The sequence below is a fragment of the Massilia niabensis genome, from assembly GCF_042655085.1.
GTDB lineage: Bacteria > Pseudomonadota > Gammaproteobacteria > Burkholderiales > Burkholderiaceae_D > Telluria > Telluria niabensis.
This window is the reverse complement of record NZ_JBHSMU010000009.1, coordinates 285,631-309,305: the sequence shown is the minus strand read 5'-3', so window position 1 is coordinate 309,305 and position 23,675 is coordinate 285,631. Positions and strand designations below refer to the sequence as shown.

Below are 23,675 nucleotides of genomic sequence, written 5' to 3'. Positions count from 1 at the left end.
GGAGTCAGTGTCCCTCAGACGACATCGCCCTGAAAGACCGGATTGTCGCAATCTTTTGCACATTCATATAAGAATAGGCGGGCCCCGTTGGGCGGCGTGGCCGGCCGCAACGAGCGGGCCCGCCTCGGCCGCGCGCTCCTTGTGCGGCGCGCGGCGATCCTCTTGCCGACTCGGTTGTCGGCGGTGTTACCAGGCCTGATTCGTCGGCATGATGAAGAGTTCGGCGATGTCGACGTGCCCGGGTGCCTGCAGCGCATACACCACGGCGTCTCCGATGTCCTCGGCCTTGAGGAAGGTCATCTGATCCTTCAGGCCTTCCATCTGCTCGCGGTAGCCCTTGTCCGACACATGCTCGAACAGTTCGGTTTCCACGGCGCCCGGCTGCAGGCAGGTCACGCGGATGTTGTACGGCGCGCCCACTTCCATGCGCAAGGTGTCGGAGAAGGCAGCCACGGCATGCTTGGTGGCGCAGTACACGCCCAGGCCCTGGACCGTCTTGCGGCCGGCGATCGATGAGGTGGTGATGATGTGGCCCGACTTCTTCGCGGTCAGGATCGGCAGGGCCGCTGCGACCGTATTGAGCACACCCTTGATGTTCACGTCGACCATCTGGCTCCATTCGTCGACTTTCAGGCTGACGATGTCGGAAGCCGGCATCAGGCCCGCGTTGGCGAATACGATGTCGAGCGTGCCGTAGCGGTCGACCAGTGCCGCCACCCCGCCGCGCACGGCATCCGGGTTGGTCACGTCCATCTCGATCGCGAATGCCTCGCCGCCCGCGGCGCGGATCTCGTCGACCAGTGCGTCCAGCCGGTCGACGCGGCGGGCGGCCACGCCGACCTTGGCGCCTGCCTGTGCCAGTTTCTTTGCGGTTGCGGCGCCGATGCCGCTCGATGCGCCAGTCACCAGTGCGATTTTGCCTTTGAGTTCCATGATCAGGTCCTTTCGAATGTGTGAAGGTTGGCTTCGATGTGTTGAAGCACGGGACCATGATCGGGCAGTGCGCTGATTGGGTCTTTCGGCAATTTGCCGCGGCTGTCGGGATTTTGCTATCCGCTGTTCCCAGGGCTGATGCCGAGTTCCCTGCGATACACACTCGGCGTAACGCCTGTTCCCTGGCGGAAGACCTGCGAGAAGTGGCTGGGGCTCTGGTAGCCGAGCGCCAGGCCGATGTCGATGACGGAGCGGTCGGTTTCGCACAACAGGCGCCGCGCTTCCTCCAGGCGCAGGCGTGCCACGTAGCGCGACGGGGCCATGCCCGTCGCCTGCTTGAACACCCGGCTGAAGTGAAAGACGCTCAGGCCTGCCATGTCGGCGAAGGGCGCGAGCTCGAAGGGCTCGGCGAGGCGGCTTCGCATGGTGTCGAGGATGCGGTGCAGTTTATGGGCCGGCAGTCCTCCGCGCACGATCTTGCGGCCATCCACCGCGACTTCGTAATGTTCGACCAGGTGAAAGGTGAGTGCCTGCGCCATGCCCTGGATGAAGCCGGCCGAGGGCTGCGCCGGCGCGGCAAGCACGGTGTACAGCAGTTCCAGCACGCTGCACAGTACCGGGTCGCGTTCGCCCGAGACTTCCCGCAGCGCGAAATCGCCGAGCGCCCGCCCGGTCGCTGCGCGCACCACGCGTGTAAACAGCGGCAGGCCGACATACACGTGCATGACCGTGAACGGCGCCGGCGAGGTGCTGCGCCAGCGCATTTCGACCGGTATCGGCGAGGTGGTCAGGTAGAAGTCGCCTTTCCGTACCGGCACCGCCAGCCATTCGCCACCGGGCGGGCGCTCCTCCACCACGGCTTCGCCGGAGGCGATCCAGACCAGCAGCGGTTCAGGTACCGCCGGCACCAGGATCTCGTCTTGTACCGCGTTGCGCGTGGCGATCTCGACGTAGATATCGTCGTCCGCCTGTGCGCGGCGTTCGCGCAGCATCTGCCCCGGAATGTGCGCCTTCATTCCTTCGGCCGAGGTTACTTCCGTTCTCACCTCTGTCATGTCGCCTCCCCTGTATCAAGAAACAGCAAACCTGCGACAGCCGGCGCAAGCGTCCGATGGACCGGCATGCACGCGCGGCGCGAACATACGGCCAACACGAACATCGAAAGGAAAAGCCATGTTCAAGGAACTCCCTGCCAAGAAAGCCTACACCCTGCTCGAATCAGGCCCGATCGTCCTGGTCGCCACGTCCGGACCCAGGGGCCACAACGTGATGACCATGGGCTTCCACATGATGGTGCAGCACGAGCCGGCACTGGTGGCCTGCATGATTGGCCCCTGGGACCATAGCTATACCGCCCTGCGCGAGACGGGCGAGTGCGTGATCTCGATACCGACCGTCGATCTGGCCGAACAGGTCACCCGCATCGGGAACTGTTCGGGACAGGATGTCGACAAGTTTGCCACGTTCGGCCTACATGCGTTGCCGGCCAGCACGGTTGACGCACCCCTCATCAAGGAGTGCATCGCCAACCTCGAATGCAAGATTGCCGATACCACGATGGTGGAGCGCTACAACCTGTTCATCCTCGAAGTGAGCAAGATCTGGGTCGATCAATCCCGGCACGAGCGCCGCCTGATCCACCACGCCGGCGACGGCGCCTTCATCGTGGACGGCGACACTGTCGACATGCGCCGGCATATGACGAAATGGCGCTACCTGATCGACTGAGCCGGAAACGCCCTCCGTTTTCTTTACCGACCAATCAAGGAGTACTCCATGATGCCCTCCCTCAAAGCGCCCTTGCGGCGCGCCCTCCTCTGTGCATTGCTGAGCGGCTTGGCGCCGGCCATGGCGTTCGACGCCGCGGTCGCGCCGCCACCGTCGCAAGCCAGGACACTGCCCGGCTACCATCGCCTCCTGCTCGGCAAATTCGAGGTGTCCGCCTTGTCCGACGGGACGGTGGCGATTCCCCTGTCCGAACTCCTGACGAACGTCCGTCCGCGCGAGATGCAGACGCAGCTGCAGCGTGCCGGGATCGACCCGAAGCAGGCGGAGACCTCGATCAATGCCTTCCTGGTGCATACCGGCAGCCGGCTGGTGCTGGTCGATGCGGGCGGGGGCAAGCTGTTCCCCAACAGCGGCAGGCTGCTCGCCAGCCTGGCAGCCGCGGGCTACCGCCCGGACCAGGTCACCGACGTCCTGATCTCCCACCTGCACCCCGACCATTCGGCCGGGCTGACGCTCGACGGCAAGGCGGTGTTCGGCAAGGCCGTCGTGCACGTCCATCAGCACGACACCCGATTCTGGCTGGAGCCGCGCAACAAGGGCGCACACCCCGACCATGCGCACGTGTTCGACCAGGCGGCACGCGACCTCGCCCCCTACCAAGCCCTGGGACGGGTGCGCAGCTTCGCGGCCGACGCCGAGATCGTGCCGGGCGTGCGCGCCATCGCCACGCCAGGCCATACGCCGGGACACAGCTTCTTCCGGGTAGAGAGCGAGGGCAAGGCGCTGGTGCTGTGGGGCGACCTGATTCACGCCAAGGACTTGCAGTTCCGGTCTCCCGGCATCGCCATTCGCTATGACCTGGACAGCCGCGCCGCCGTGGCGCAGCGCAAGGCCGCCCTGCGCGACGCGGCCGCCAAAGGCTACCTGGTCGGCGCGCCGCACATTCCCTTTCCCGGCATCGGGCGGGTGCTGGAAAGCGGGGGCGGCTACGAATGGCTGCCGGTGAACTACAGCGAAATTGGCCTGCGCCGGCCATCCGCGGCCGATTGAGAGGCGCGCCACGTCATCGACGATGACGTGGCGCATCCGCCCGCTCAGACAGCGAGCTGCTCCACGCGCTTGGCCTGTTGGTAGACCAGCTGCCTAAGGAAGGCTGGTCTTGCTGCGGCCGGCAACGGCGTTCTCCACGGTGCTGGCGTCAGGTGCCGCGCCGTCCGGATCGCTGGTGCCAGCGTCGGACGCGTAAGCGGTCAGCGCCGGGATGTCCAGCCGCCAGGCGCATCCCATCCCCTCTCCTGACGCGAGGTTGAGCGAGGCCCCGAGGATCGCAGCCCGTTCACCCATGCCGCGAATGCCCCAGTGTCCGCTGCGCCCGGCCCGGTACTGCGGCTCAATCCCGCGCCCGTCGTCACGGACCAGCAGGGTGAAGCTGTCGGCGCTGTACTCTAGGTCGACATTCACGATCTGTGCTCCGGCGTGAACGAACGCATTCTGAATGGCTTCCCGCCCGATCGCCAGCACTTCGTGAAACGCCGCTGCCCGCAGCGGCCGCGTGGCGCCGTGACAGGTCAGCAAGAATTGTGGACCATGCTGTTCGGACAGCAGCTTCCCTTGCGCCGTGAGGTCCGAGGCAAGGTTGCCCGTTTCGCCATCGGTGCGCAAGCCACCCACCTTGTTGCGGCCTTCGATCAGCACGCCAGTAGCCAGCGCAAGGGCCTGGTCCATCATCAGCCGGGTCGGAGGATCATCCGCGACCCGGTTCGCCACACGCTTGAATGAGAGGATCAGGCCTTGTACCGACTGCAGCAGCGTATCGTGCAGGTCGCGGGCAATCCGTTCGCGTTCGGACGCTCGGGCTTCGAACGCCAGGGTATGGCGGCGCAACGCGATATGCAGGCGCAGTCGGTGCAGCAGCCACACCACCAGCGCCAGGGCCGCTGCGCACAGCAGCTTGAACCACATCGTCTGGGTCAGCGTTGGCGGAACCTCGAAGGCGACTTGCGCGCCCCCATTGTTCCACAGGCCGTCATCGTTGGCCGCTATCACGCGAAAAACGTAGCGGCCCGGCGCCAGCTGTGTGTAGAAAGCCGAGCGCCGCGTACCGGCGTCGGTCCAGGCCTTGTCGACGCCTTCGAGCCGGTAGCGGAACTGTACCCGGTGGGGAAGCGACAGGCTCAGGGCCGTGTAATCAATCCTGACCGTTTCCGGCGACGCGCTCAGCTTCAGGTTTGCGGCCGGCCGGAACACGGCCCTGCCGTCCGCAACGGCAGTCACCTGCACGGCCGGCACGACCTTGTTGGTCGGACTGCGGTCCGGATGGAAGTGGAACACGCTGCTGGTCGTCGAGAACACCAGTTCTCCCGTCGACGTGCGCACCAGCGATGGCAGAGGCGTGAGCGCCGGAGACGATCCCTTCAGTCCATCGTTCCCGTCGAAGCGCCGATAGCGCACGCCGTACGCCGCGTCAGCAGCGACCCGTCGCAATTCCGCCGGGGCGATGCTTACCAGGCCCAGCGCGGTATTCGCCCACAATGTCCCGTCCGGCGCCAGGACAAGGCCAGAGGCCGTGGAGAAGGATTCCCCGTTTTCACCCCGTATCTGCAGCGCACGCTTGCCGTCGAAGAATGCCAGGCCGCTCTCGCCGCCGAGATAGGCGCCAGCGCCGCTAGGGACGATTTGCAGGATGGTGCCGATATCGATGCCAATGTCGGCGCTGAATTTGTTCACCTTACCGTCTCGCAAGATGACGAACGTATTACGGATAGAACCAAGCCAGAGCGCACCGTCCGGCGCGGCGACCAGCGTGGTGGGCATGAAGCCAGCAAGGCTGGCGATGTCGCCGTGCTGCGCCCACTTGCCATCCTTCAGGCGCCAAAGCCCCCTTGGACCGAACGACAACCATAGACCGTCGTGCGTGTCCCTCGCAATGCTAAAGATATTCACCATGTCCGCTTTGTCGAACGGGGGCGGCAGCGGCACCTTGACGCGCTTGAGTCCTTCCACGCGCCACAACCCGTCGAGCGCGCCGGACCAGACCACTCCCTTGCTGTCCCGATACAACGAAATCTCGAGGCTTTTCAGCGTGGATAATGGGCCGAACGGCTGTTGCCTGGCCTCTGGATCACGTAGGTAGACATGGTCAATCCAGAGCTCGCCGTTGTCGCCAGCCAAAAGCGGTCGACCGTAGGACCGGTAGTAGGGCAACGAAATTTCCTTCAAACGGCCATTCCTGAACTGATCGATGCCGCCTTCGGTCGTGACCCAGATATTGCCCTCTTTGTCCTCCAGCACCTTCCCTCCGCGGGCGCCGCTCAGTCCTTGATGCTGGGTAAATCCTTGGAACTTGGGCGCCTTTCGGTCAAGTTCAGCGCGTATCACACCACCGTCCGTTGGCGTCCAGAAGTTGCCGCGCCGGTCGATGAGAAACACGTACGGATGGCGTGCGTCGATGACCAGCTGCTGGCGTGGATCGGCGCGCTCGGTGTACACGCGCTGCAAGCTGCCCAGCACGAAGTCCGACGCCCAAATGCTGCCATCCGGCGCTTCCTGAAACTCTCCACGTGACTTGCTGTCCGCAACGCGCTCGAAGCGCAGGGCATGCCGGCCACGCCTCAGGACCGCAGTATCGGTCTTGAGCCAGAGCGTTCCCCGACTGTCGACGAACACCGCGTGAAACAAGCTTTTCTCGGGCAAACCGGGGGCGGTGCTGCGGTCGTTCCAAATTCGTCCTCCTTTCTCCTTATGAAGGAGTGCAGTTTCGGTAATGGCCCAGTCGCCCCCGTCCAGGTCGCTGACAACGTGATCAACCTGGTGGGCGGGCAGTTTGTTGTTGGCGTCAAAGTGGTCGAGCGTCTCATTGCGGAGGTAGTACAGCGAACCGAAGGCCGGAGAAATCCACAGGGTTCCGTCGCGAAGGACGCCGACCCTTGTAATATTGGTCGGCAGGCTCGTACCCGGCGTTGGTCGATACTTGCTGAAGGCGACGCCATCGAAGCGGAACAGGCCGCTCGTGCTGGCCATCCACAGCCACCCATCGGGCGTCTGCGCGATGGCATGAATTTGCGGAGGTACGCCATCCTTGGTGAGCCAGCGCGTGTGCACCATTGGAATCACCTGTCGTCCGGCCGGCAGGACGACAGGATCCCCCTGTGCCATGACATCGTCGGTCATACCTAGCCACACGACCGCGAACGCGATGGCCAGCATGAACCGTTGGATCATGCTGGCGACGGTCCGGCTGCCCAGCGGCGTACCGTCGTTGACCAACCATCCGTACAGTGCCAAAGCACGCTTGACCAAACTCATCGCCCCTCCATAATCAACCGTGTCACGGTATTAGCGCTACCGATGCATGCGACGTCTATTATCGCGCGGAATGTTTCCAAGAAACATAATATTGAAGGAGACGATCTTCATGTTCAGCGGCACCAGAAGGACGCTCGCTCCACGGCGTCTCGGTCAATTCGCTGGTACGTACGAACAACGGCATGAACAGCCTGAGCGGTGCGACGTACGAAATGCTTTATAGAGGCAATAAAGGAGCAGTTTCGGGACACGTTAAGGCAGGGCAACGTTATGTACGCGACCGCTTCCTCTTGCTCGCACTACGTGAACTCAGGCACACTGATGGTCCTTTAGCTTCGGACGCCAAGCGTGCGCAATGTGATGGCTGCCGGTACAGAGATCTGGATTTGCCCGCCTCGCGCGGGCTTTTTTTTGCCCTTGCAGGCCAAGCATTGCCTCCGTAGCCTCGACCGATAGCTATTGACCGGACGAAAGCGGAAGTTCGCCCAAGGCAACGTATCTCAACAGGACTTCGGACCGAAATTTTCGGTAGGTCGCGTCTTTTGTTGTGCAGTCGCGTTAATAGATGGAATCGACACACACAAACAGGAAACTAAGGCAAGCCAAGGTAGGAGGTGCCAAGGAATGACGAGACATAACCCACCGATATAAGAGATTGTTGAACAGTAAGTTGTGCTTCCGGTGCAAGGTGCCGACCGGTACGCGGGCAAGCTGCTTGAAGTTTGCGATTTCTCGCGCGTGTGCCGGATCGCGGGACGCGCTATGTTTCCGCCGAACGTATGGGAGTTTGCCCGACAGCGGATCAGAGAGCTCAGTGTAACGGACATATTGCCTTTGAAACACGCCGCCTCATGACGAAAAAGCCACCATAGGTGGCTTGATCTGATGGCGGTAAAACCGGCAGTTGCCCACTCAGGGCTCGAAGCCACCAATCGTCATGCCGCCATCGACCACCAGCAGCTGGCCGTGCACGTAGCTCGATGCCGGCGACGACAGCCATACCGCGGCTTCGGCGATCTCGCGCGGGTGGGCGCCGCGCTTGGCCGGGATCGCCTGCTTGGCGAGCGCGGCGAAGGCCGGGTTCTGGGCGCTGTTGGCGACCACCATCGGCGTTTCGGTCCAGCCGGGCGCGATGGCGTTGACGCGAATGCCGCGCGCCGCGTTTTCCATCGCCGCCACCCGGGTCAGCCCCTGCACCCCGTGTTTTGAGGCGGCATAGGCGCTCATGCCGCCGGGACCGGTGACCGCCGCCACCGAAGCCGTGTTGACGATGGTGCCGCCCTGGCGCAGCAACAGCGGGATCTGGTATTTCATGCCGAGGAAGACGCTGCGCAGGTTGACGCCGATGACGCGGTCGAAGTCGTCGGCCGGGTAGTCCTCGATGCGGTGGGTGCCGCCGGTGATGCCGGCATTGTTGAAGGCGGCATCGAGCCGGCCGGCTTCGCGCTCGATCCGTGCCAGCAGGGCCGCAATCTCGCCTTCCTGCGCCACGTTGACGGTGGCGGTACTCAGCTGCGCCCCCGCTGCGCGCGCCAGGCCCTGGGTTTCTTCCAGGCCTTGGGGGTTCAGGTCGGCCGCATACACCCGCGCGCCGCGGGCGGCGAACAGCAGCGCCGCCTCGCGGCCGATTCCCGAGCCGGCGCCGGCGACGAGTACTACCTTATCGTTGAAATCTTTTTCCATGATCTGTTCCTCCGTTGTTGACAGGACCATCGTAGGCATTCCCAGCCCGGCGATAAAGACGCAAAAGCGGCTGGCAGTATTCCCATTTTGGGGATAATGCCGGCCGTCTTCATGTCAGGGTCTCAGTAGGGGCTGGCGGTCGGGCGCACGATGATTTCGCTGACGTCGACCTCGTGCGGCTGCTCGATGGCGAAGGCGATGGCGCGCGCGACGGCGTCCGGCTTGATGGCGATCTTGCGGAAGGAGCGCATCTCTTCGCGGCCGGCCGGGTCCGAAATTGACTCCGCCAGTTCGGACTCGACCACACCCGGCGACACCACGGTGACGCGGATGTCGCCGCCGACCTCCTGGCGCAGTCCCTCGGAGATCGCAGCCACGGCGAACTTGGTGGCGCAGTACACGGCGGCCGTCGGGCTGACCGTGTAGGCGCCGATCGAAGCCATATTGATCACCTGGCCTGAGCCCTGGCGCTGCATCACCGGCAGCGCGGCGGCGATCCCGTGCAGCACGCCGCGCACGTTCACGTCGATCATCTGGTTCCACTCGTTCACCTTGAGCGCTTCCAGCTTCGACAGCGGCATCACGCCGGCATTGTTGATGATGACATCGACGCGGCCATGCAGGCGCAATGCGAGGTCGACGAATTCCTGCATGCTGTCCAGGCGCGTGACATCCAGGCGGGCCACGGCGGCCGACCCGCCCTCGGCCTGGATGCGGCTGGCCAGCACCTCGAGGCGGTCGGTGCGGCGCGCCCCGAGGACCAAGCGCATGCCGCGCGCCGCCAGGTGCCGGGCGGTGGCTTCGCCGATGCCGCTGCTGGCGCCGGTGATAAGGACGACTTTCTGTTCCGTGCTTGCGTTCATGGTGCTTCTCCTATGTGCGTTGTCGATGGGAGAAGTATGGTCCGCCCGCGCGGCCTGGAAAATATCGGATATTATTGGCTGATTGCCTGATCCTACAAATCATGAGCGAATCACGCCAACAACGTATCGTCCGCCTGCTCGAGGCGCTTGCGCCGTGCGAAGGCTATACCCTGTCCGCCCTCGACGGCGTCAGGTTCATGCGCGCCGATGTCCCGATCGCGCGCGTGCCGGTGCTGTACGAACCCTCCATCGTGATCGTCTGCCAGGGCCGCAAGCGCGGCTTCCTGGGCGACGCCGTCTATGTCTATGACCCGCAGCACTACCTGGTGCTGTCGGTGCCGCTGCCCTTCGAGTCGGATACGCTGGCCAGCCGCGAGGAACCGATGCTGGCAGTGGCGATTTCGATCGACCTGAAACTCGCGGCCGAGCTGGTACTGGCGCTCGATGCACGGCACCGGCAGCAGCCGTCGGCCGCCGCCGGTATCTGTTCGACGCCCTTGAACGAGGAAATGAGCGATGCGCTGCTGCGCCTGTTGACGGCCTTGAGTTCGCGCGACGATGCGCTGATCCTGGGACCCGGCATCGTGCGTGAACTGCTTTATCGGGTGCTGACCGGCCCGCAGGGCGCCGCGGTGCACGCGGCGCTGAACCAGCAGAGCCATTTCGGCCGGATCGGCAAGGCGCTGCGCCGCATCCACGCCAGCTTCGACCGGCCGGTGGACGTGGCCACGCTGGCCAGGGACGCCGGCATGAGCGTGGCGGCCTTCCACGCGCACTTCAAGGCGGTGACGCGCTCGACGCCGATCCAGTACCTGAAGACGACGCGCCTGCACAAGGCGCGCCTCCTGATGGTGCAGGACGGCGTCAGCGCAGCCACCGCCTCGCACCTGGTGGGCTACGAGAGCAGCTCGCAGTTCAGCCGCGAATTCAAGCGCTTCTTCGGGCGCACGCCCGCCACCGAGGCGGCGGTGATGAAGAACGCGCTGATCCAGCTGCCGGCGCAGCCCACGGCTTACGTCACCGTGCAGTAGCCGGCGGGACGGATTCGCGGTACAACACCATCCCGGCGTGGTATAGCACCCCGTCGCGGAAATCCCCGTCCGCCGTGAAGCCGGTGTCGTCCAGGTATTCGATATGGTCTCCCTTGATCCAGTAGCGGCCCTGGTAGGCGCTGCGGCGCTTGCCGCGCGCCTCGTCGTAGCGCCCACCCGGCAGCAGCTCGTGCCGGATGTAGCCGATGGCGGTACGCATGATGGCCTCCTTTGTTGAACATTCGAGGCTTCATCGTAGCCAGCGCGCCGATGCGGGCCAATGCCCTTTCCTGTCCATTGATTGCCTGATCCTCTCCGGACGCATGGTGCCCTTCCCGCAAGGCGTGAGCGGAAGTATCGAAGATATAGATGGTAATCATCGATTTATATAGGCTTCCGCGATGGGTAGGGCGGGCTTATGATTCATCCCATGCCGCCGCTGACGGCCAACTCAAAACAACCCCGACGAAAGGAACTACCATGAAAACCGCAACCGACAACAACAACACCGCCCTCCTGTCCGCCGCCGGCCGCATCCTGCTGGCGACCATTTTCATCTTCAGCGCGCTGGGCAAGCTCGCCGCACCCGCCGCCACGATCGGTTATATCGAGTCGGTCGGCCTGCCCTTCGCGACACTTGGCTTCGCCATCGCCGTCGCGGTCGAACTCGGCGGCGGCCTGCTGCTGGTGCTCGGTGTGAAAACGCGCTGGGTGGCGGCGGGCCTGGCGGCGTTCTCGATCGTCACCGGCCTGGCCTTCCACAATGCGCTCGGCGACCAGAACCAGCTGATCCACCTGCTGAAGAACTTCGCGATGGCCGGCGGCCTGCTGCAGGTGGTGGCCTTCGGGGCCGGCGCCTTCAGCATCGACGCACGCACCAGCCGCCCTGCGATCCGCCAGGCAGCCTGAGTCTCCACACCAGCAAGGCCGTGCATGCCCCAGGGCTGCACGGCCTTGTTGCGTTTACAGCCGCGCTGCCGCTCCTGCGGCGGCGGCCCGGTCTTGCGCGGCAGTGCGCAGCACGTCGCGCAGCCACTGGAGCGGCGCGTCTTTGTCACGCACCGCCAGCCATGCCGCCGAAACCACGACCTCGTCCAGCGGCACCGGACAATCGACGACCGCCAGGCCATGCTCGCTGCGCCAGCGCGCGGCGATCGCTTCCGGTACCGTGGCCATGGTCGCGGGTTCGCGCAGCAAGGAAGGGAGCACGGCGAAACGGGTACTGGCGAACATCACCTTGCGGCGCTTGCCCTGCGCCGCCAGCCAAGCGTCGGCCGGGCCTTCGAAAGCGTTCCGGTAGGTGACGATCAGGTGGGTGCGCGCCAGGTAGGCGTCCAGCGAAAGCTTGCGGGCGCTGCGGATGCCCACAGGCGCGAAGACGCTCTTGAACGGCATCCTGCGCAGGACATGATGCCGGCACCAGGATGGCAATACGCCGGTCTGGCATACCGCCAGATCCATTTCTCCCTGCTCGAGCATGGAGGCGATGCGGAAGGGGTCGGTGTTGACGATCGACAGCCGTACGGACGGCGCCTGCTTTTGCAGCACGCTGAACAGGACCGGCGCCAGCCACATCTCTATCCAGTCCGGCATGCCGATGACGAAGGTGTGCTCGGCGCGCTGGTCGCGGCCTTGCTCGCTCCGGCGGCAGCGGCGCCCACCTTGCCCTCCCCGGCGGCGGTCCCGGCCCAGGCCAGGAGCATCCCCGGTTATTACCGCCTGCTGCTCGGGCAATTCGAAGTGACCGCCCTGTCCGATGGCACCGTGACGCTGCCCGTCGACAAGCTGCTGACCCATACCAGCCCGGCCGAACTCGCCCCAGTCATGCAACGCGCGGGCATCGACCCAGCCAAGGCCGAGATCTCGATCAATGCCTTCCTGATCCATACCGGCAGCCGCCTGGTGCTGGTCGATGCCGGCCCCGGCGCCGTATTCCCGCACGCCGGCAAGCTGGTGGCAAGCCTGCATGCGGCCGGCTACCACCCGCAAGACATCACCGACGTCGTGATCACGCACATCCATGGCGACCATTCGGCCGGCCTGACCATCCAGGGCAAGGCGGCCTTCCCCAGGGCGACCGTGCACGTGCAGAAAACGGACGCCGACTTCTGGCTCGATCCGGCCAACGCCGCGCGCCATCCGCGCCATGCCCATGCATTCGCCCAGGCGCGGCTCGACCTGGCGCCGTATCTCGCTTCAGGCAGGCTGCGTCGCCTGGCCGGGGCCGCCGAGATCGTGCCGGGCATCCGCGCGCTGCCGACGCCCGGGCACACACCGGGACATGCGTTCTACGAAGTCGAGAGCGAGGGGCAGAAACTGGTGCTATGGAGAGACCTCATCCACGGCAAGGATGCGCAGTTCCATGCGCCGGGCATTGCGATCGGCTTCGATGTCGATGAAGGGGCGGCGATCAGCCAGCGCAAGGCGGCCATGGCGGATACGGCATCGAAGGGATATCTGGTGGGGGCGGGGCATATCAGCTTCCCCGGCATCGGCAGGGTTGCCGCGCGCGGGGTATCGTATGACTGGCTGCCGGTGAACTACAGCGAGCAAGCGCTGCGCAGGGCGGGCGGGAAGCGTTGAATGCACCTTGCCGGCCATGGGGCGGCAAGGCTGCATGCAGAATCAGCCGAACAGCTTGTTGGCGGTGCGGGCTACCAGTTCGCCCTGGTGACGCGCGCCAGCCAGGTCGATTTCGCTCGGCTGGCGCTGCCCTTGGCCGCCGGCGATCGTGCTCGCGCCGTACGGGCTGCCGCCGACGATTTCGTCGATCGACATCTGGCCCCCGTGGCTGTATGGCAGGCCGACTACAACCATGCCGAAGTGCATCAGGTTGGTGATCACCGAGAACAGGGTCTGTTCCTGGCCGCCGTGCTGGGTGGCGGTCGAGGTGAAGGCGGCGCCGACCTTGCCGTTCAGCGCGCCGCGTGCCCACAGGCCCCCGGTCTGGTCGAGGAAGGCCGCCATTTGCGACGGCATGCGGCCGTAGCGGGTCGGGGCGCCGATGATGATCGCGTCGTAATGCTCCAGCTCGGCCACGGTGGCGACGGGCGCGTCCTGGTTAGTCTTGAAATGGGCCGAGGCCGCAATTTCCTGCGGCACGGTTTCTGGCACCCGCTTGACGTCGACGCTGGCGCCGGCGGCGCGCGCGCCTTCGGCGACGGCATATGCCATCTGCTCGATGTGGCCGTAGGACGAGTAATACAGGACAAGGACTTTGGACATGACTTCTCCAGAAATAACGAGATTCGAATGACTTGAAAACACCGTCCATCGCCCAGCGTCGGAGCGGCACCATTGCAACAACGCAACGAGTATGGGCGGCGATTGTTTCAGGGGAAAGACCGAATCATCTTTTTCTGTTGCCTATTCATATAAGTTTTCGGTGACGGCAAGCGCGATGTCGCATGCATTCGTGTTGCAGCGCAAAAAACAGCAACTGCCCGACAGGCCCAGCAAGGCCCGGACAGACAAAGAGGCAAGGGCCGGCCAACATACAGCTATTGACCAGCACCGGATCGCCACATGACTGCCCTGCGCCCCCTCCAGGAACCGACTGCCGCGTCGTGCAGCGCGCGGATCGCCGAGCTCGTAGCGGCGCCGGACCAGGCGGGCCTTGGCGCGCAGCCTGCCCTCGACGGCGTCTGTCTGGTCGATGCCGCATTCTGGAACGCGCGGGCGTCCGGCGGCCCAGCATGCATCGTCATCCTGTGCGGTCACGCCAGGGGCGCCCGCCATGTCGACGGTATGCCTGCATTCTTCCAGCCCTGCTATCGCGTGCAGACTGCCTTAGCGCCGCACAAGCCATTGGCATGGGAGCCAGGGGATGGGCCGGCGGCCTGCCTGTCGGTGCAGCTCGACCTGCAGGTTGCCGCCGAACTGATTCTTGCCCTCGACGACACGCATTCCTATCCAGCCCCTGTTAGCAGCATGCAGGCCTGGCTCCCGCTTGACGGCGGCATGGGCGACGCCGTGCTGCGCCTGCTCTTGGCACTGCCCTGCCCGGCCGATGCCCGGGTGCTGGGACCAGGCATCAGGCGCGAGCTCCTGTACCGGGCTCTCACCGGCCCTCAGGGCGCTGCAATCCGTGCAGCCATCAGCCACCAGGGCAGTATGCGAAGAATCGGAAAGGCCCTGCGCCGCATCCGCGAATCGTATGCCGATGCCGTCGACGTGGCGGCGCTGGCGAATGAAGCGGGAATGAGCATTGCCGCCTTCCACGCGCACTTCAAGGCGGTCACGTACACCACTCCGATCCAGTTCCTGAAGACCACGCGGCTGCAGCAGGCCCGTCTCTTGATGATGCGGGAAGGCGTCAGCGCGGCACATGCTTCGCGGCTGGTCGGCTACGAAAGCAACTCGCAGTTCAGCCGCGAGTTCAAGCGCCTGTTCGGACGCACGCCGACACAGGAAGCGGTACGCCTGAAAGCGGCGCTCAGTCCGGGCCAGATGGAGCACGCGCCGCATGCGATCCAGCCCGCTCCCTATAAGGACTTTTCTTCTTCTGCGCAGCTGCGGCCCTACCTGTCGCGATTATCACGCCCTCAGGAATAGTGCTGCATACATAAGCGGATTTATCACCGTTACAGGGCAACCTACACTAACTTCATCAGGCGTTCACAACGACACGCTCGACGAAGCGGCACCGAGTGCCATTACTGACCAAGGAGAAGAACATGTCCAGCAGCAACAGCAACAGCAACAACAACATCAACACCGGCACCGTCGGCATCATCGGCGCCGGCGCCATCGGCCAAGCCATGGCCAAGCGCCTCGCCGCGGCCGGCATCGACGTCATCCTCAGCAACAGCCGCGGCCCCGAGTCGCTCGCCCCGGTGGTCGAGGCGCTCGGCCCGCGCAGCCGCGCCGGCACGCGCCAGGAGGCCGCCGCCGCCGACATCGTGTTCGTGAGCGTGAACTGGTCGCGCCTCGAAGGCGCCCTCGACGGGATCGACTGGAACGGCCGCATCCTGATTGATGCCAACAACCCGGTGCTGCTGCCAGGCTACCGCCTGGCCGAACTCGGCGGGCGCAACTCGAGCCAGGTGGTGACCGAACTGGCGCCGGGCGCGCGCGTCGTCAAGGCCTTCAACACCCTGCTCGCCTCGGTGCTGGCAAGCGATCCGCAACAGGTGGGTGGGCATCGCGTCGTCTTCCTGTCGGGCGACGACCGCGAGGCGAAAAGCGTGGTCGCCGGCCTGGCCGATCGCCTCGGCTTCGCCACCATCGACCTGGGCAGCCTGGAAGTCGGCGGCACCCTGCAGCAATTCCCCGGCGGCCCGCTGCCGGCCGTGAACCTCGTCAAACTGGGCTGAGCCCGCAACCTGAAGGAGAACACCATGAACACCATGCTCGATACCCACGCCATCGCGGAAACCGCCAAGGCCATCGTCCGCAGGAATACCGAAGAGGTCCAGGGTGGCGGCGACTTCGCCCTGTTCGACCGCCTGTTCGCCGACGATTTCGTCGACCACACACCGCAACCCGGCGGCACGCCCGACAAGGCCGGCGCCCGCCTGCTGTACGGCGCCCTGCGCGAGGCCTTCCCCGACTTCCACGCCGTGATCCACTGGCAGGCCGCCGAAGGCGACCGCGTCACCACCTACAAGACCTACCACGGCACCCACCAAGGTGTCCTGTTCGGTGTCGCTCCGACCGGCCGCAAGGTGCAGTTCGACACGGTCGACGTGATGCGCGTCCAGGACGGCCGCATCACCGAGCACTGGGGCGTGGCCCACCTGTATTCGCTGCTGCAGCAGGTCGGCGTGCTGCCCGCCATGCTGCCGGGCGCCTGAAACGCATTCGACCTCACAACTACTTACTGAAAGAGGACATCATGAGCACTCTGCTGAAAGACAAAGTCGTTATCGTCACCGGCGCCGCCAGCGGCATCGGCCGCGCCATCGCCATCTCCGCCGCCCGGCATGGGGCGCGCGCCGTGCTGGTCTCGGACATCGCCGAGATTCCGCGCGAAGGCGGCACCCCCACCACCCGTGAAGTCGAGGCGTTGGGCGTCGCCACCCGCTTCGTGAAAGCGGACGTCAGCAAGAAGGCCGATGTGGATGCGTTGATCGAAGCGGCCGCGCCCTTCGGCGGCGTCGACGTGATGGTCGCGAATGCCGGCATCACGGCGCGCGACGACGGCGCGGACGTCAGCGAAGAGAGCTACCGCCGCCTGATGGCCGTCAACCTGGACGGCACCCTGTTCTCGGCCCAGGCCGCGGCGCGCCAGATGAAGGCAAACGGCAAGGAAGGCAGCATCGTCCTGATGGCCAGCATGGGCGGCTTGGTCGGCGCCGGGATGACGGTCGCCTACTCGACCAGCAAGGGCGGCGTCGTGCTGATGGCCAAGGCGCTGGCCGATGCGCTGGGACCGGACGGCATCCGCGTCAATGCGGTCGCCCCGGGCACCATCGACACCCACCTGCTGCGCACCAGCGCGGGTATCGCGGAGGCGGCCGAAGGCTTCCGCCAGCGCACGCCGCTGCGCCGCCTGGGAAAGCCGTCCGAGATCGGTGACGCCGTGGTGTGGCTCGGCTCGGACATGTCGAGCTATGTGACCGGTATTGCGCTGGTGGTTGATGGCGGCCTGCTGTCAGTGATCTAGATTTCGGTTGCCGGCCAGGCAGGGCTCGGAAAAACCGGTTTTCGGAAGTAGAAACCACCGGAGCGGGCGGCGCAGGTCGTTTAGAAATACCTCGAAAGAGGTATCGGCTCTACACCCTGACGAGGTCGACTCCAGCACGGCCCGCCAGCAAAATAGCATTATTGCTATTCTGACAGATTGATAATCATGAGCGTCATCTCGTCCCAAGATGCATCGCTGCAGCACGACTCCCCGGTCCCGGCAGCGCTTGCAGACAATGGCGGTATCGTCGACGTTCTCGACTCCTGTCGTCTCATGGCAGGTGCTGAAGTCCATGTCGGGCAAGGGCTGTCACTCGTCTGGATTGCGCGCGGCGCCGTCAACCTTGAATGGCGATCACAGCGTGGCAGTTGGGGACCGCTGCTGCTACGCGATGGCGATTTTTATCTATCCACGTCGGAATTGGTCCAGTTGCGGCGCGCTCACCAGTGTGGATCGGATTTTGAAGGCATTCGCGTAGACATCAGCAGGAATGTACTGAGCCGCTGCGCCAACAATCATGGCGACGCGGCGGCAGCATTGCCGGGGCATGCCATCACGGGCAGCGCAGACCCTACCTTGCGCGCGCTTCTCGAGTTACTCCGTTCGGCACGCAGCCAGAGCACGTCGCTTTCCACGCCTTTTGTCGACGGTGTCGCACAAGCCGTGGTCGCGCAACTGGTGTCCTGTCCCGCGAGCGCGCCGCGCGAGCCCGGGAGCCATTACCATGGATTGGCGCCCTACAAGTTTCGCCTTGTCTCGCGGGCGATGCGCGAACGGCTGACGGAGCCGTTCGACCTGGAACACCTGGCCGGGCTCGCCGGATTGAGTACCTTCCACTTCAGCCGCTCTTTCAAGAAAGCGAGTGGCGTGGCGCCATCCCGTTACTTCCAGCATCTGCGCATCGAACAGGCCAAGCGCATGTTGTCCAGCGAAAATCAATCCATCATCGACATTGCCATGGCGGTGGGATTTCGGAGTCCCAGTCATTTCTCGCAAGTGTTCCGGGAAGTGGCAGGGGTCTCGCCGAGCGAGTATCGCAACCGGTTCGCCTTGATGCAAAATTTACCGCCGGCCAGTGTCCCGCTACTGCAACAACATGCCAGCACATGAGAGGCAGATGAAAACGACATCGAACCACTTCCAGTCTTCGAGCCACGCGGTGAACAGCGGACGTATGGCTGTCGAGCCTGCCTCCGACCCGGACGAGAAAATCGGGATTGTCAGGATACGCCTTTGTTTGCCGCGCTGCGGCATGACTGCCATCGTGTCGGAATTCACAGATGCCGATCGGGCGCTGGTAGCGTGGAAGCAGGCAAGGCGCTTGTCGGACAGCTGCGACTTCTCGATCCTGTTCACGGATGGCGCCGCGATTCGAGGCAGCTTCGGCGTGTCGGACCAGGCGAAAAACCTGCTGTCGTTGCCGCGTATCGTGCGCATGGCGCTGGGAGTCTGTCCGCTCGCGCGCGGTTATGTCGCTCGTTGCGTCTCGATCGACAAAGGTGGCGGCCCGCTTAGCCACGCGCAACTGGACGGGTATGCCTTGAACCTGCATGGTCTGCACCCGAAATCCGCTCACGTACCGACACAGCCGAATATGGGTGTTGGAGGTTCGCGCTAACCAGGCGCGACAGGAATGCCAACGCGCTTCATGATACGCTGTTGCAATCCGTACAAGACTAGGTCCCGTGCCGAACGAGTAGCCTATCAGAGTGTCAATCTTGCGCCGAATGGCAGGCTTCGCTGGAATTTATGATACCCATCTCCGTCCTGATCGTAGACGATCATCCCTTGTTTCGCCATGGAGTGGCAGGCATCGTTTCTGACGCGCCGGACATGCTGGTCGTGGGCGCGGTATCGACCGGTCGCCAGGCAGTCGACCTTTGCCGCAGTACTCCTGTCGACATCGTCATCATGGACATGCAGATGCCGGAACTGGACGGGATCGAGGCTACCGCGATCCTGCGGCGTGATTACCCGCTCGTGCGCGTGATTATGCTGACCACGTTTGAAGGCGACATCCATGCGAGACGGGCACTGAAAGCCGGCGCATCGGGCTACATGCTCAAGAGTGGCGTCGGCGACGAACTGGTCGACGCAATCAGGGCTGTTCATGCAGGAAAGATCCATGTCGCCTCTTCGGTAGCGGTCTCGATCAGCAGCAACTTGCAAGCAAGTGCCGTGACCGAGCGTGAAGCACAGGTGCTCGAGCTGGCGTCGACGGGCAAGACCAACCGGCTGATCGGCGAGCAGCTCTCCATTTCCGAAGAGACCGTCAAGATGCACATGAAGAGTGTGCTTGCGAAACTCGGCGCCAGAGACAGGACCCATGCCGTGGTCATGGCGCTGGAACGCGGCATCATCGAACTACGTCGACGCTTGCGGTAACGCGGCCACCATATCCACCAGCTCCCGCGCCGGATGAACGCGCGGCACCGTTCGCTGCAGCGGCAGCACTGCGCCGGAGCCGTCAGCACGCAGCCCCTTTTCTGTTGTGCTTGATAAGTAGACCCTTGATTAACTAAAATCAGATGACAATTGGCTAACTCAGGGATCTCTCGTGCGAAAGCGCCGACTGTTTGGCATTTTTATACTTGCTGCAGCCATGACGTGCCAGCCGGGCAAGCTCGTTGCCGCACAGTCTCCAGGCAGTGAGGACGCGCGTCCGCTCATTCCGCACGTGCATACTCGCTGGCTGGTCAAGGACGGCGTGCCGCCGAGTATTCGCGGCATCGCACAGACGCCTGACGGATGGCTGTGGCTGGCCAGCTCGGTTGGCCTCTTCAGGTTCGATGGCGTGAAATTCACCCAGTACCGCCAGCCGGGGAGCGCCGCGATGCAGGGCGCCGTGGACAAGCTTGGCGTGCTCGACGACGGCACCCTGTGGGTCAGCCCACGCTTCGGTGGCTTGCTCCTCGTGCGTGGCGACGTGGTGGAAGAGTTCGGCGGTAAGCAGGGCTTGCCTCCCATGGTCATCGGGGCAGTCGCGGGCGATAGCGCTGGTCGAATCTTGCTCGGTAACGGCAAAGGGATCTTCCAGCTCGACGCCCGCAGCCGTCGCTGGCACGAGATAGGCGAACGCGCGGGGCTTCCCAAAGGAAGCAGTATCCGGCACATGCTGCGGGACCTCCGCGGCGGACTCTGGGTGCTCTGTACCACCACGATGGTCGACAGCATAGCGTTGAATGAGTATCTCTTCGACCGCAAGGGAAATATCTGGTTTCCCCAACTTAACAGCTTGATGCGCGAGCAGCGCGAAGGAAAGCAGGCCGTCCTGGAAGCGTTCAGTAACCGTTAGGGGCTCAGCGGGCGTTCCCCCATCGCCGTGTTTGAAGATCGCGAAAACAATATATGGGTTTCTACGGCTACCGGTCTTGACCAGTTCAGGCCAAGCCGCATGCGTGCGCTGTCCCTGCCTTCCTTTGTTGGCGAAGCCCGACCGCTGGCCGCCAGCGCCGCCGGCGAGCTGTGGATCGACCATATGTACCTGAACCATGCCGATGCACCTCCCCAAGCCTTCTCGCCCGCATCGACATTGGGTACGATGACCACCGTGGTGTATCGGTCCACGCAGGGTGAGGTATGGCGCGCCGATTACGACGGGCTGTGGCGGGTCCAGGGACTCGTGTCGAGCAGGGTTCCCATGCCTGCGCCATTCGCCTCGAAGCGTGGGCCCCGCATCTTTTCGCTGGCAAAGGACGACAGCGGGGGATTGTGGGCCTCGTTTGGGCCGTCGGGTATCTGGCGATTACAGGACGGTATCTGGACGCCGCATGGCAGTGTCGCGCAGCTGCGCGATTTTGCGGCCATTTCCATCGTCGCCGGTCCGGACGGCACACTCTGGTTCGCTTCTCCCCTGAAAAAGTTGGCAGTCTTGCGTGATGGGATAGTGCGTCATTTCGACGCCAGCGATGGCCTGACGATCGGTGGCGTATTGCATGTTTCGCCGGTCGGCAAGGGCGCTTACCTTGGTGGCGAGGGGGGCATGGCGTATTTCGACGGCGAGCGGATCCTGCCCTTCCTCGGCGAGGGTGGCCAGCAGTTTTCAGGCGCGACAGGCATCGGGATTGCCACCAATGGTGATTTGTGGGCCTACACCGCACGCGGGCTGGTCTGGGTGACTGCGGCCGAACTGGCGCGCAGCCGCGCCAAACCCGGGTATCAGCCGCGTTTCCGCCGGTTCGACGAAAACGATGGCTTGCAGAGCGGCGCTGCGGGCATGATGCCGATTCCTTCGATGGTGCAGAGCGCCAGCGGCGAGTTGTTCCTCTCAACGTCGGGCAATGTATTCCGTTTCGATCCAGCCCGCCTCGCTACCAACCGGCTGGAGCCACCGGTGCACGTGACAACGGTGAACGCGGATGGCAAGCAGCATCGGCCCGTTTCGGGCTTGACGCTTGCGCCGAGACCCGAGACGGTGCGGATCGACTATACGGCCTTGAGCATGGCACTACCGCAGCAGGTGCGCTTCCGCTACCAGCTGGAGGGCATCGATCAGCAATGGCAGAACGCCGACACGCGGCGCGCGGCCTTTTATACCCAGCTTGCCCCCGGCAACTATACCTTCCGGGTCACTGCCGCCAACGAAGATGGGCTATGGAACCAGAAAGGCGCGCGTATCGACTTCGTGATACCGCCGCCCACACAAACGCTCTGGTTCAAGCTCTTGTGCGCCGCCGCTGTCGGAGTGGCGGCGTGGCTGCTGTACCGCGTACGCGTGCGTGCCGCACTAAAGCGTCACACCTTCGCGCTCGAAGCGCGTATGGCCGAACGGGAGCGCATCGCGCGCGATCTGCACGACACCCTGTTGCAGTCCGTGCAAGGCTTGATACTGTCGTTCAAGCGCGTCGCGAATCGGACCGCTGACCCGTCCACAAAATTGTTAATGGATCAGGCGCTCACGCTGGCGGTCGATGTTCTGGTGGAGGGGCGCAACAAGGTCGGCGGACTGCGCGAGGGCGTTGATGCCGGCGACTTGGTCACAGCGCTGAATTGCACGGACACCAGTTGTCCGAGCAGTACGGTCCGTGCTTCATGTTGGCGTGTCATGGCAGCGCGCGCTTGTTGCGAGCGTCTGTGTTTGAAGAGGTGCTGGGGATTGGCCGGGAGGCTGTCCATAACGCCTTCGCCCACGCGCAAGCGATGAATATGAAGGTCGAGTTGGACTATGGAACCGCGCTGTTTAAGATGCGCATCAGCGATGACGGCCGCGGGATCGGGGAACAACACCGATCTGGCCGGCCCGGACATTGGGGAATCCAGGGCATGGTCGAACGGGCCGCAGCAATCGGTGCGTCGCTTGAACTGGTGGCGCAAGCGAACGGCGGATGCACATGGCAGTTGCACATGGCTTCCGAAAAAGCGTACGCATCGGTGCACGAAACCGCCGAACCAATGGGCTGGAATGGCATGCTGCATGCATGACCGGACAAATCGGCGAGCTCGTTTAACTATCTGCGGAACGAGTTAGTCGCAGAAACGGCGTAAGTCTCTCATCGGTCTCGCCTACCGCGCCACGCCCAACACCGCCAGCGCCGCGGGGTGGGCGACGGTCCAGGGCCTTGAAATTATCCGTAGCGTCAGCGGAACAGGGAAAATTTTCCCCAACATTTGTCACTTAAGGTCGTCCGCAATCGTTGGACGTAAAAAAGCCCGGGCACTTTGCGCGGGCTTTTTTTATAAGTCGGCTTCGGCCTTATTTCACGCCCACATTCACCATGCCTTTGAAATCATACGGAATCACGACCGTCTGTACCTTGCCTTCGGCAATCCCCTCGGCAATCTTCATCTGCGCCTGTGCCTGCATATAGCTGATCGCGCCGGCATTCGCATTCAGCGCTGCAATCCGCTCGGCTTCCTTCTTTGCGATCTGCACTTCCACTTCCTTGGTTTTTTCTTCGTTCTTGGCGCGCACCAGGTTGTCGGCACTGGCCTTGACGGCGTCGCTCGGCACCATGCTGCCGACGCGCACCTGCGAAATCACGATGCCGTTCAGCTTTTCGTCATTCAGCGTCGCAACCATGATTTCCTGGATTTCCTGCTCGATCTGGGCGCGGTTGTCGTTCATGTTCAGCGCTTCGTACTTGCGCGCCGTTTTATACACTGCATTGCGCGCGGTCTGGTAGATGTAGGCGTGCATCAGGTAGATGTCGTCGGACTTGTCGACAGTGTGGAAGGAGCGGCTCTTGTTGATATACAGGTCCGATACCGACGCCGGCGTGATGTTGTAAATGACGCTGATGTCGAATTCCTTCATCGTCGAGTTATCGGCGGCGAGCGGCGTCAGGTTCTGGACATCGACACTCACGTCCTTGACCGGGAAGGTCAGGATCTTGCCGATGATGGTCTGATTAAAACTGCCGGCGACCCGTTCTTCCGCTTCGATGGTCTTGTCGAAGTTTACGCGCAGGCCGACTTCACCGGTATCGACGACGGTGCAACCGGTTGCCAGTGCACCGACAGCAATGGCGGCGGCGGTGGCGAGGACAATCTTTTTCATGAATCTCT

23 protein-coding genes and 1 pseudogene are annotated in these 23,675 nt (G+C 63.7%); 15 read left to right on the top strand and 9 right to left on the bottom strand.

Going from position 1 to position 23,675, the window contains the following annotated elements; all coding sequences use genetic code 11:
• Window positions 1–186: 186 nt before the first annotated feature.
• Complete coding sequence (locus ACFPN5_RS09520) at window positions 187–933, bottom strand: SDR family oxidoreductase (RefSeq protein ID WP_379782501.1); 747 nt, start codon at window positions 931–933, stop codon at window positions 187–189.
• Between the two features lie 116 nt (window positions 934–1,049).
• Complete coding sequence (locus ACFPN5_RS09515) at window positions 1,050–1,988, bottom strand: helix-turn-helix domain-containing protein (RefSeq protein ID WP_379782499.1); 939 nt, start codon at window positions 1,986–1,988, stop codon at window positions 1,050–1,052.
• A 118-nt stretch (window positions 1,989–2,106) separates the two neighbouring features.
• On the opposite strand from ACFPN5_RS09515, the gene ACFPN5_RS09510 reads away from it, so the two are divergent.
• Both ACFPN5_RS09510 and ACFPN5_RS09505 read left to right on the top strand, forming a co-directional pair.
• Window positions 2,107–2,661, top strand: coding sequence for a flavin reductase family protein (locus ACFPN5_RS09510; protein WP_379782497.1), 555 nt, complete (start codon window positions 2,107–2,109; stop codon window positions 2,659–2,661).
• A gap of 48 nt (window positions 2,662–2,709) precedes the next feature.
• Window positions 2,710–3,711: an MBL fold metallo-hydrolase gene (locus ACFPN5_RS09505; protein WP_379782494.1), complete on the top strand. Its 1,002-nt coding sequence runs from the start codon at window positions 2,710–2,712 to the stop codon at window positions 3,709–3,711.
• 93 nt (window positions 3,712–3,804) lie between these two features.
• Here the strand turns inward: ACFPN5_RS09505 and ACFPN5_RS09500 are convergent, their stop codons facing one another.
• The 3 genes from ACFPN5_RS09500 to ACFPN5_RS09490 form a co-directional block, all read right to left on the bottom strand.
• Window positions 3,805–6,966 carry a sensor histidine kinase gene (locus ACFPN5_RS09500; protein WP_379782491.1) on the bottom strand — a complete coding sequence of 1,054 codons (3,162 nt, stop codon included), beginning with the start codon at window positions 6,964–6,966 and terminating at the stop codon, window positions 3,805–3,807.
• 912 nt (window positions 6,967–7,878) lie between these two features.
• Window positions 7,879–8,649, bottom strand: coding sequence for an SDR family NAD(P)-dependent oxidoreductase (locus ACFPN5_RS09495; protein WP_379782489.1), 771 nt, complete (start codon window positions 8,647–8,649; stop codon window positions 7,879–7,881).
• 122 nt (window positions 8,650–8,771) lie between these two features.
• The gene (locus ACFPN5_RS09490) at window positions 8,772–9,512 is read right to left on the bottom strand and encodes an SDR family oxidoreductase (RefSeq protein ID WP_379782487.1); all 741 of its coding nucleotides are present in this window, start codon (window positions 9,510–9,512) and stop codon (window positions 8,772–8,774) included.
• A 101-nt stretch (window positions 9,513–9,613) separates the two neighbouring features.
• Between ACFPN5_RS09490 and ACFPN5_RS09485 the strand changes: the two genes are divergently transcribed.
• Window positions 9,614–10,543, top strand: a complete 930-nt coding sequence (locus ACFPN5_RS09485; RefSeq protein WP_379782485.1) for an AraC family transcriptional regulator — start codon at window positions 9,614–9,616, stop codon at window positions 10,541–10,543.
• Here the strand turns inward: ACFPN5_RS09485 and ACFPN5_RS09480 are convergent.
• Window positions 10,530–10,763: an Atu4866 domain-containing protein gene (locus ACFPN5_RS09480; RefSeq protein WP_379782483.1), complete on the bottom strand. Its 234-nt coding sequence runs from the start codon at window positions 10,761–10,763 to the stop codon at window positions 10,530–10,532. The two genes, ACFPN5_RS09485 and ACFPN5_RS09480, sit on opposite strands and share 14 nt — an antisense overlap.
• Window positions 10,764–11,023: 260 nt before the next feature.
• Here ACFPN5_RS09480 and ACFPN5_RS09475 point away from each other — a divergent pair, with 260 nt between their 5' ends.
• Window positions 11,024–11,452, top strand: a complete 429-nt coding sequence (locus ACFPN5_RS09475) for a DoxX family protein (RefSeq protein ID WP_379782481.1) — start codon at window positions 11,024–11,026, stop codon at window positions 11,450–11,452.
• A 54-nt stretch (window positions 11,453–11,506) separates the two neighbouring features.
• On the opposite strand, the gene ACFPN5_RS09470 is transcribed toward ACFPN5_RS09475, so the two are convergent.
• On the bottom strand, window positions 11,507–12,136 hold the full coding sequence (locus ACFPN5_RS09470; RefSeq protein ID WP_379782479.1) for a LysR substrate-binding domain-containing protein: 630 nt from the start codon (window positions 12,134–12,136) through the stop codon (window positions 11,507–11,509).
• 15 nt (window positions 12,137–12,151) lie between these two features.
• Between ACFPN5_RS09470 and ACFPN5_RS09465 the strand changes: the two genes are divergently transcribed.
• Window positions 12,152–13,126 (top strand): MBL fold metallo-hydrolase, encoded by a 975-nt coding sequence (locus tag ACFPN5_RS09465; RefSeq protein ID WP_379782477.1) that lies wholly within the window; start codon window positions 12,152–12,154, stop codon window positions 13,124–13,126.
• Between the two features lie 42 nt (window positions 13,127–13,168).
• Here the strand turns inward: ACFPN5_RS09465 and wrbA are convergent, their stop codons facing one another.
• Window positions 13,169–13,768 carry an NAD(P)H:quinone oxidoreductase gene (gene wrbA / locus ACFPN5_RS09460; protein WP_379782475.1) on the bottom strand — a complete coding sequence of 200 codons (600 nt, stop codon included), beginning with the start codon at window positions 13,766–13,768 and terminating at the stop codon, window positions 13,169–13,171.
• Window positions 13,769–14,068: 300 nt separating this feature from the next.
• Between wrbA and ACFPN5_RS09455 the strand changes: the two genes are divergently transcribed.
• The 10 genes and pseudogenes from ACFPN5_RS09455 to ACFPN5_RS09410 all read left to right on the top strand — a co-directional run bounded on the left by ACFPN5_RS09455 (window position 14,069) and on the right by ACFPN5_RS09410 (window position 22,592).
• Window positions 14,069–15,097, top strand: a complete 1,029-nt coding sequence (locus ACFPN5_RS09455) for an AraC family transcriptional regulator (protein WP_379782473.1) — start codon at window positions 14,069–14,071, stop codon at window positions 15,095–15,097.
• A gap of 80 nt (window positions 15,098–15,177) precedes the next feature.
• Window positions 15,178–15,858 (top strand): annotated as a pseudogene (locus ACFPN5_RS09450) (NADPH-dependent F420 reductase); the annotation flags it as partial.
• A 24-nt stretch (window positions 15,859–15,882) separates the two neighbouring features.
• Window positions 15,883–16,338 (top strand): ester cyclase, encoded by a 456-nt coding sequence (locus ACFPN5_RS09445; protein ID WP_379782471.1) that lies wholly within the window; start codon window positions 15,883–15,885, stop codon window positions 16,336–16,338.
• 41 nt (window positions 16,339–16,379) lie between these two features.
• Window positions 16,380–17,150 (top strand): SDR family oxidoreductase, encoded by a 771-nt coding sequence (locus tag ACFPN5_RS09440; RefSeq protein WP_379782469.1) that lies wholly within the window; start codon window positions 16,380–16,382, stop codon window positions 17,148–17,150.
• Window positions 17,151–17,336: 186 nt separating this feature from the next.
• Entirely contained in the window at window positions 17,337–18,281 is a 945-nt protein-coding gene (locus ACFPN5_RS09435) for a helix-turn-helix domain-containing protein (protein ID WP_379782467.1), read from the top strand.
• A 7-nt stretch (window positions 18,282–18,288) separates the two neighbouring features.
• Window positions 18,289–18,789 (top strand): hypothetical protein, encoded by a 501-nt coding sequence (locus ACFPN5_RS09430; RefSeq protein ID WP_379782465.1) that lies wholly within the window; start codon window positions 18,289–18,291, stop codon window positions 18,787–18,789.
• Between the two features lie 131 nt (window positions 18,790–18,920).
• Window positions 18,921–19,556: a response regulator transcription factor gene (locus ACFPN5_RS09425; RefSeq protein ID WP_379782462.1), complete on the top strand. Its 636-nt coding sequence runs from the start codon at window positions 18,921–18,923 to the stop codon at window positions 19,554–19,556.
• A gap of 172 nt (window positions 19,557–19,728) precedes the next feature.
• A complete protein-coding gene (locus ACFPN5_RS09420; protein ID WP_379782460.1) occupies window positions 19,729–20,466 on the top strand; it encodes a ligand-binding sensor domain-containing protein in 738 nt (245 codons plus the stop codon).
• A 99-nt stretch (window positions 20,467–20,565) separates the two neighbouring features.
• A complete protein-coding gene (locus ACFPN5_RS09415; protein WP_379782457.1) occupies window positions 20,566–22,314 on the top strand; it encodes a triple tyrosine motif-containing protein in 1,749 nt (582 codons plus the stop codon).
• Window positions 22,311–22,592 carry a sensor histidine kinase gene (locus tag ACFPN5_RS09410; RefSeq protein ID WP_379782454.1) on the top strand — a complete coding sequence of 94 codons (282 nt, stop codon included), beginning with the start codon at window positions 22,311–22,313 and terminating at the stop codon, window positions 22,590–22,592. The genes ACFPN5_RS09415 and ACFPN5_RS09410 overlap by 4 nt, the downstream gene beginning before the upstream one ends.
• Window positions 22,593–22,863: 271 nt before the next feature.
• Here ACFPN5_RS09410 and ACFPN5_RS09405 read toward each other — a convergent pair whose 3' ends face one another.
• Entirely contained in the window at window positions 22,864–23,667 is an 804-nt protein-coding gene (locus ACFPN5_RS09405) for an SPFH domain-containing protein (protein WP_379782452.1), read from the bottom strand.
• Window positions 23,668–23,675 lie beyond the last annotated feature (8 nt).

What these genes read in the sequence shown, in the direction of transcription:
- ACFPN5_RS09520 (WP_379782501.1), bottom strand. Translation starts at nt 933, where the DNA reads ATGGAACTCAAAGGCAAAATCGCACTGGTGACTGGCGCATCGAGCGGC.
- ACFPN5_RS09515 (WP_379782499.1), bottom strand. Translation starts at nt 1,988, where the DNA reads ATGACAGAGGTGAGAACGGAAGTAACCTCGGCCGAAGGAATGAAGGCG.
- ACFPN5_RS09510 (WP_379782497.1), top strand. Translation starts at nt 2,107, where the DNA reads ATGTTCAAGGAACTCCCTGCCAAGAAAGCCTACACCCTGCTCGAATCA.
- ACFPN5_RS09505 (WP_379782494.1), top strand. Translation starts at nt 2,710, where the DNA reads ATGATGCCCTCCCTCAAAGCGCCCTTGCGGCGCGCCCTCCTCTGTGCA.
- ACFPN5_RS09500 (WP_379782491.1), bottom strand. Translation starts at nt 6,966, where the DNA reads ATGAGTTTGGTCAAGCGTGCTTTGGCACTGTACGGATGGTTGGTCAAC.
- ACFPN5_RS09495 (WP_379782489.1), bottom strand. Translation starts at nt 8,649, where the DNA reads ATGGAAAAAGATTTCAACGATAAGGTAGTACTCGTCGCCGGCGCCGGC.
- ACFPN5_RS09490 (WP_379782487.1), bottom strand. Translation starts at nt 9,512, where the DNA reads ATGAACGCAAGCACGGAACAGAAAGTCGTCCTTATCACCGGCGCCAGC.
- ACFPN5_RS09485 (WP_379782485.1), top strand. Translation starts at nt 9,614, where the DNA reads ATGAGCGAATCACGCCAACAACGTATCGTCCGCCTGCTCGAGGCGCTT.
- ACFPN5_RS09480 (WP_379782483.1), bottom strand. Translation starts at nt 10,763, where the DNA reads ATGCGTACCGCCATCGGCTACATCCGGCACGAGCTGCTGCCGGGTGGG.
- ACFPN5_RS09475 (WP_379782481.1), top strand. Translation starts at nt 11,024, where the DNA reads ATGAAAACCGCAACCGACAACAACAACACCGCCCTCCTGTCCGCCGCC.
- ACFPN5_RS09470 (WP_379782479.1), bottom strand. Translation starts at nt 12,136, where the DNA reads ATGCCGGACTGGATAGAGATGTGGCTGGCGCCGGTCCTGTTCAGCGTG.
- wrbA (WP_379782475.1), bottom strand. Translation starts at nt 13,768, where the DNA reads ATGTCCAAAGTCCTTGTCCTGTATTACTCGTCCTACGGCCACATCGAG.
- ACFPN5_RS09455 (WP_379782473.1), top strand. Translation starts at nt 14,069, where the DNA reads ATGACTGCCCTGCGCCCCCTCCAGGAACCGACTGCCGCGTCGTGCAGC.
- ACFPN5_RS09445 (WP_379782471.1), top strand. Translation starts at nt 15,883, where the DNA reads ATGAACACCATGCTCGATACCCACGCCATCGCGGAAACCGCCAAGGCC.
- ACFPN5_RS09440 (WP_379782469.1), top strand. Translation starts at nt 16,380, where the DNA reads ATGAGCACTCTGCTGAAAGACAAAGTCGTTATCGTCACCGGCGCCGCC.
- ACFPN5_RS09435 (WP_379782467.1), top strand. Translation starts at nt 17,337, where the DNA reads ATGAGCGTCATCTCGTCCCAAGATGCATCGCTGCAGCACGACTCCCCG.
- ACFPN5_RS09430 (WP_379782465.1), top strand. Translation starts at nt 18,289, where the DNA reads ATGAAAACGACATCGAACCACTTCCAGTCTTCGAGCCACGCGGTGAAC.
- ACFPN5_RS09425 (WP_379782462.1), top strand. Translation starts at nt 18,921, where the DNA reads ATGATACCCATCTCCGTCCTGATCGTAGACGATCATCCCTTGTTTCGC.
- ACFPN5_RS09415 (WP_379782457.1), top strand. Translation starts at nt 20,566, where the DNA reads ATGCGTGCGCTGTCCCTGCCTTCCTTTGTTGGCGAAGCCCGACCGCTG.
- ACFPN5_RS09410 (WP_379782454.1), top strand. Translation starts at nt 22,311, where the DNA reads ATGAATATGAAGGTCGAGTTGGACTATGGAACCGCGCTGTTTAAGATG.
- ACFPN5_RS09405 (WP_379782452.1), bottom strand. Translation starts at nt 23,667, where the DNA reads ATGAAAAAGATTGTCCTCGCCACCGCCGCCGCCATTGCTGTCGGTGCA.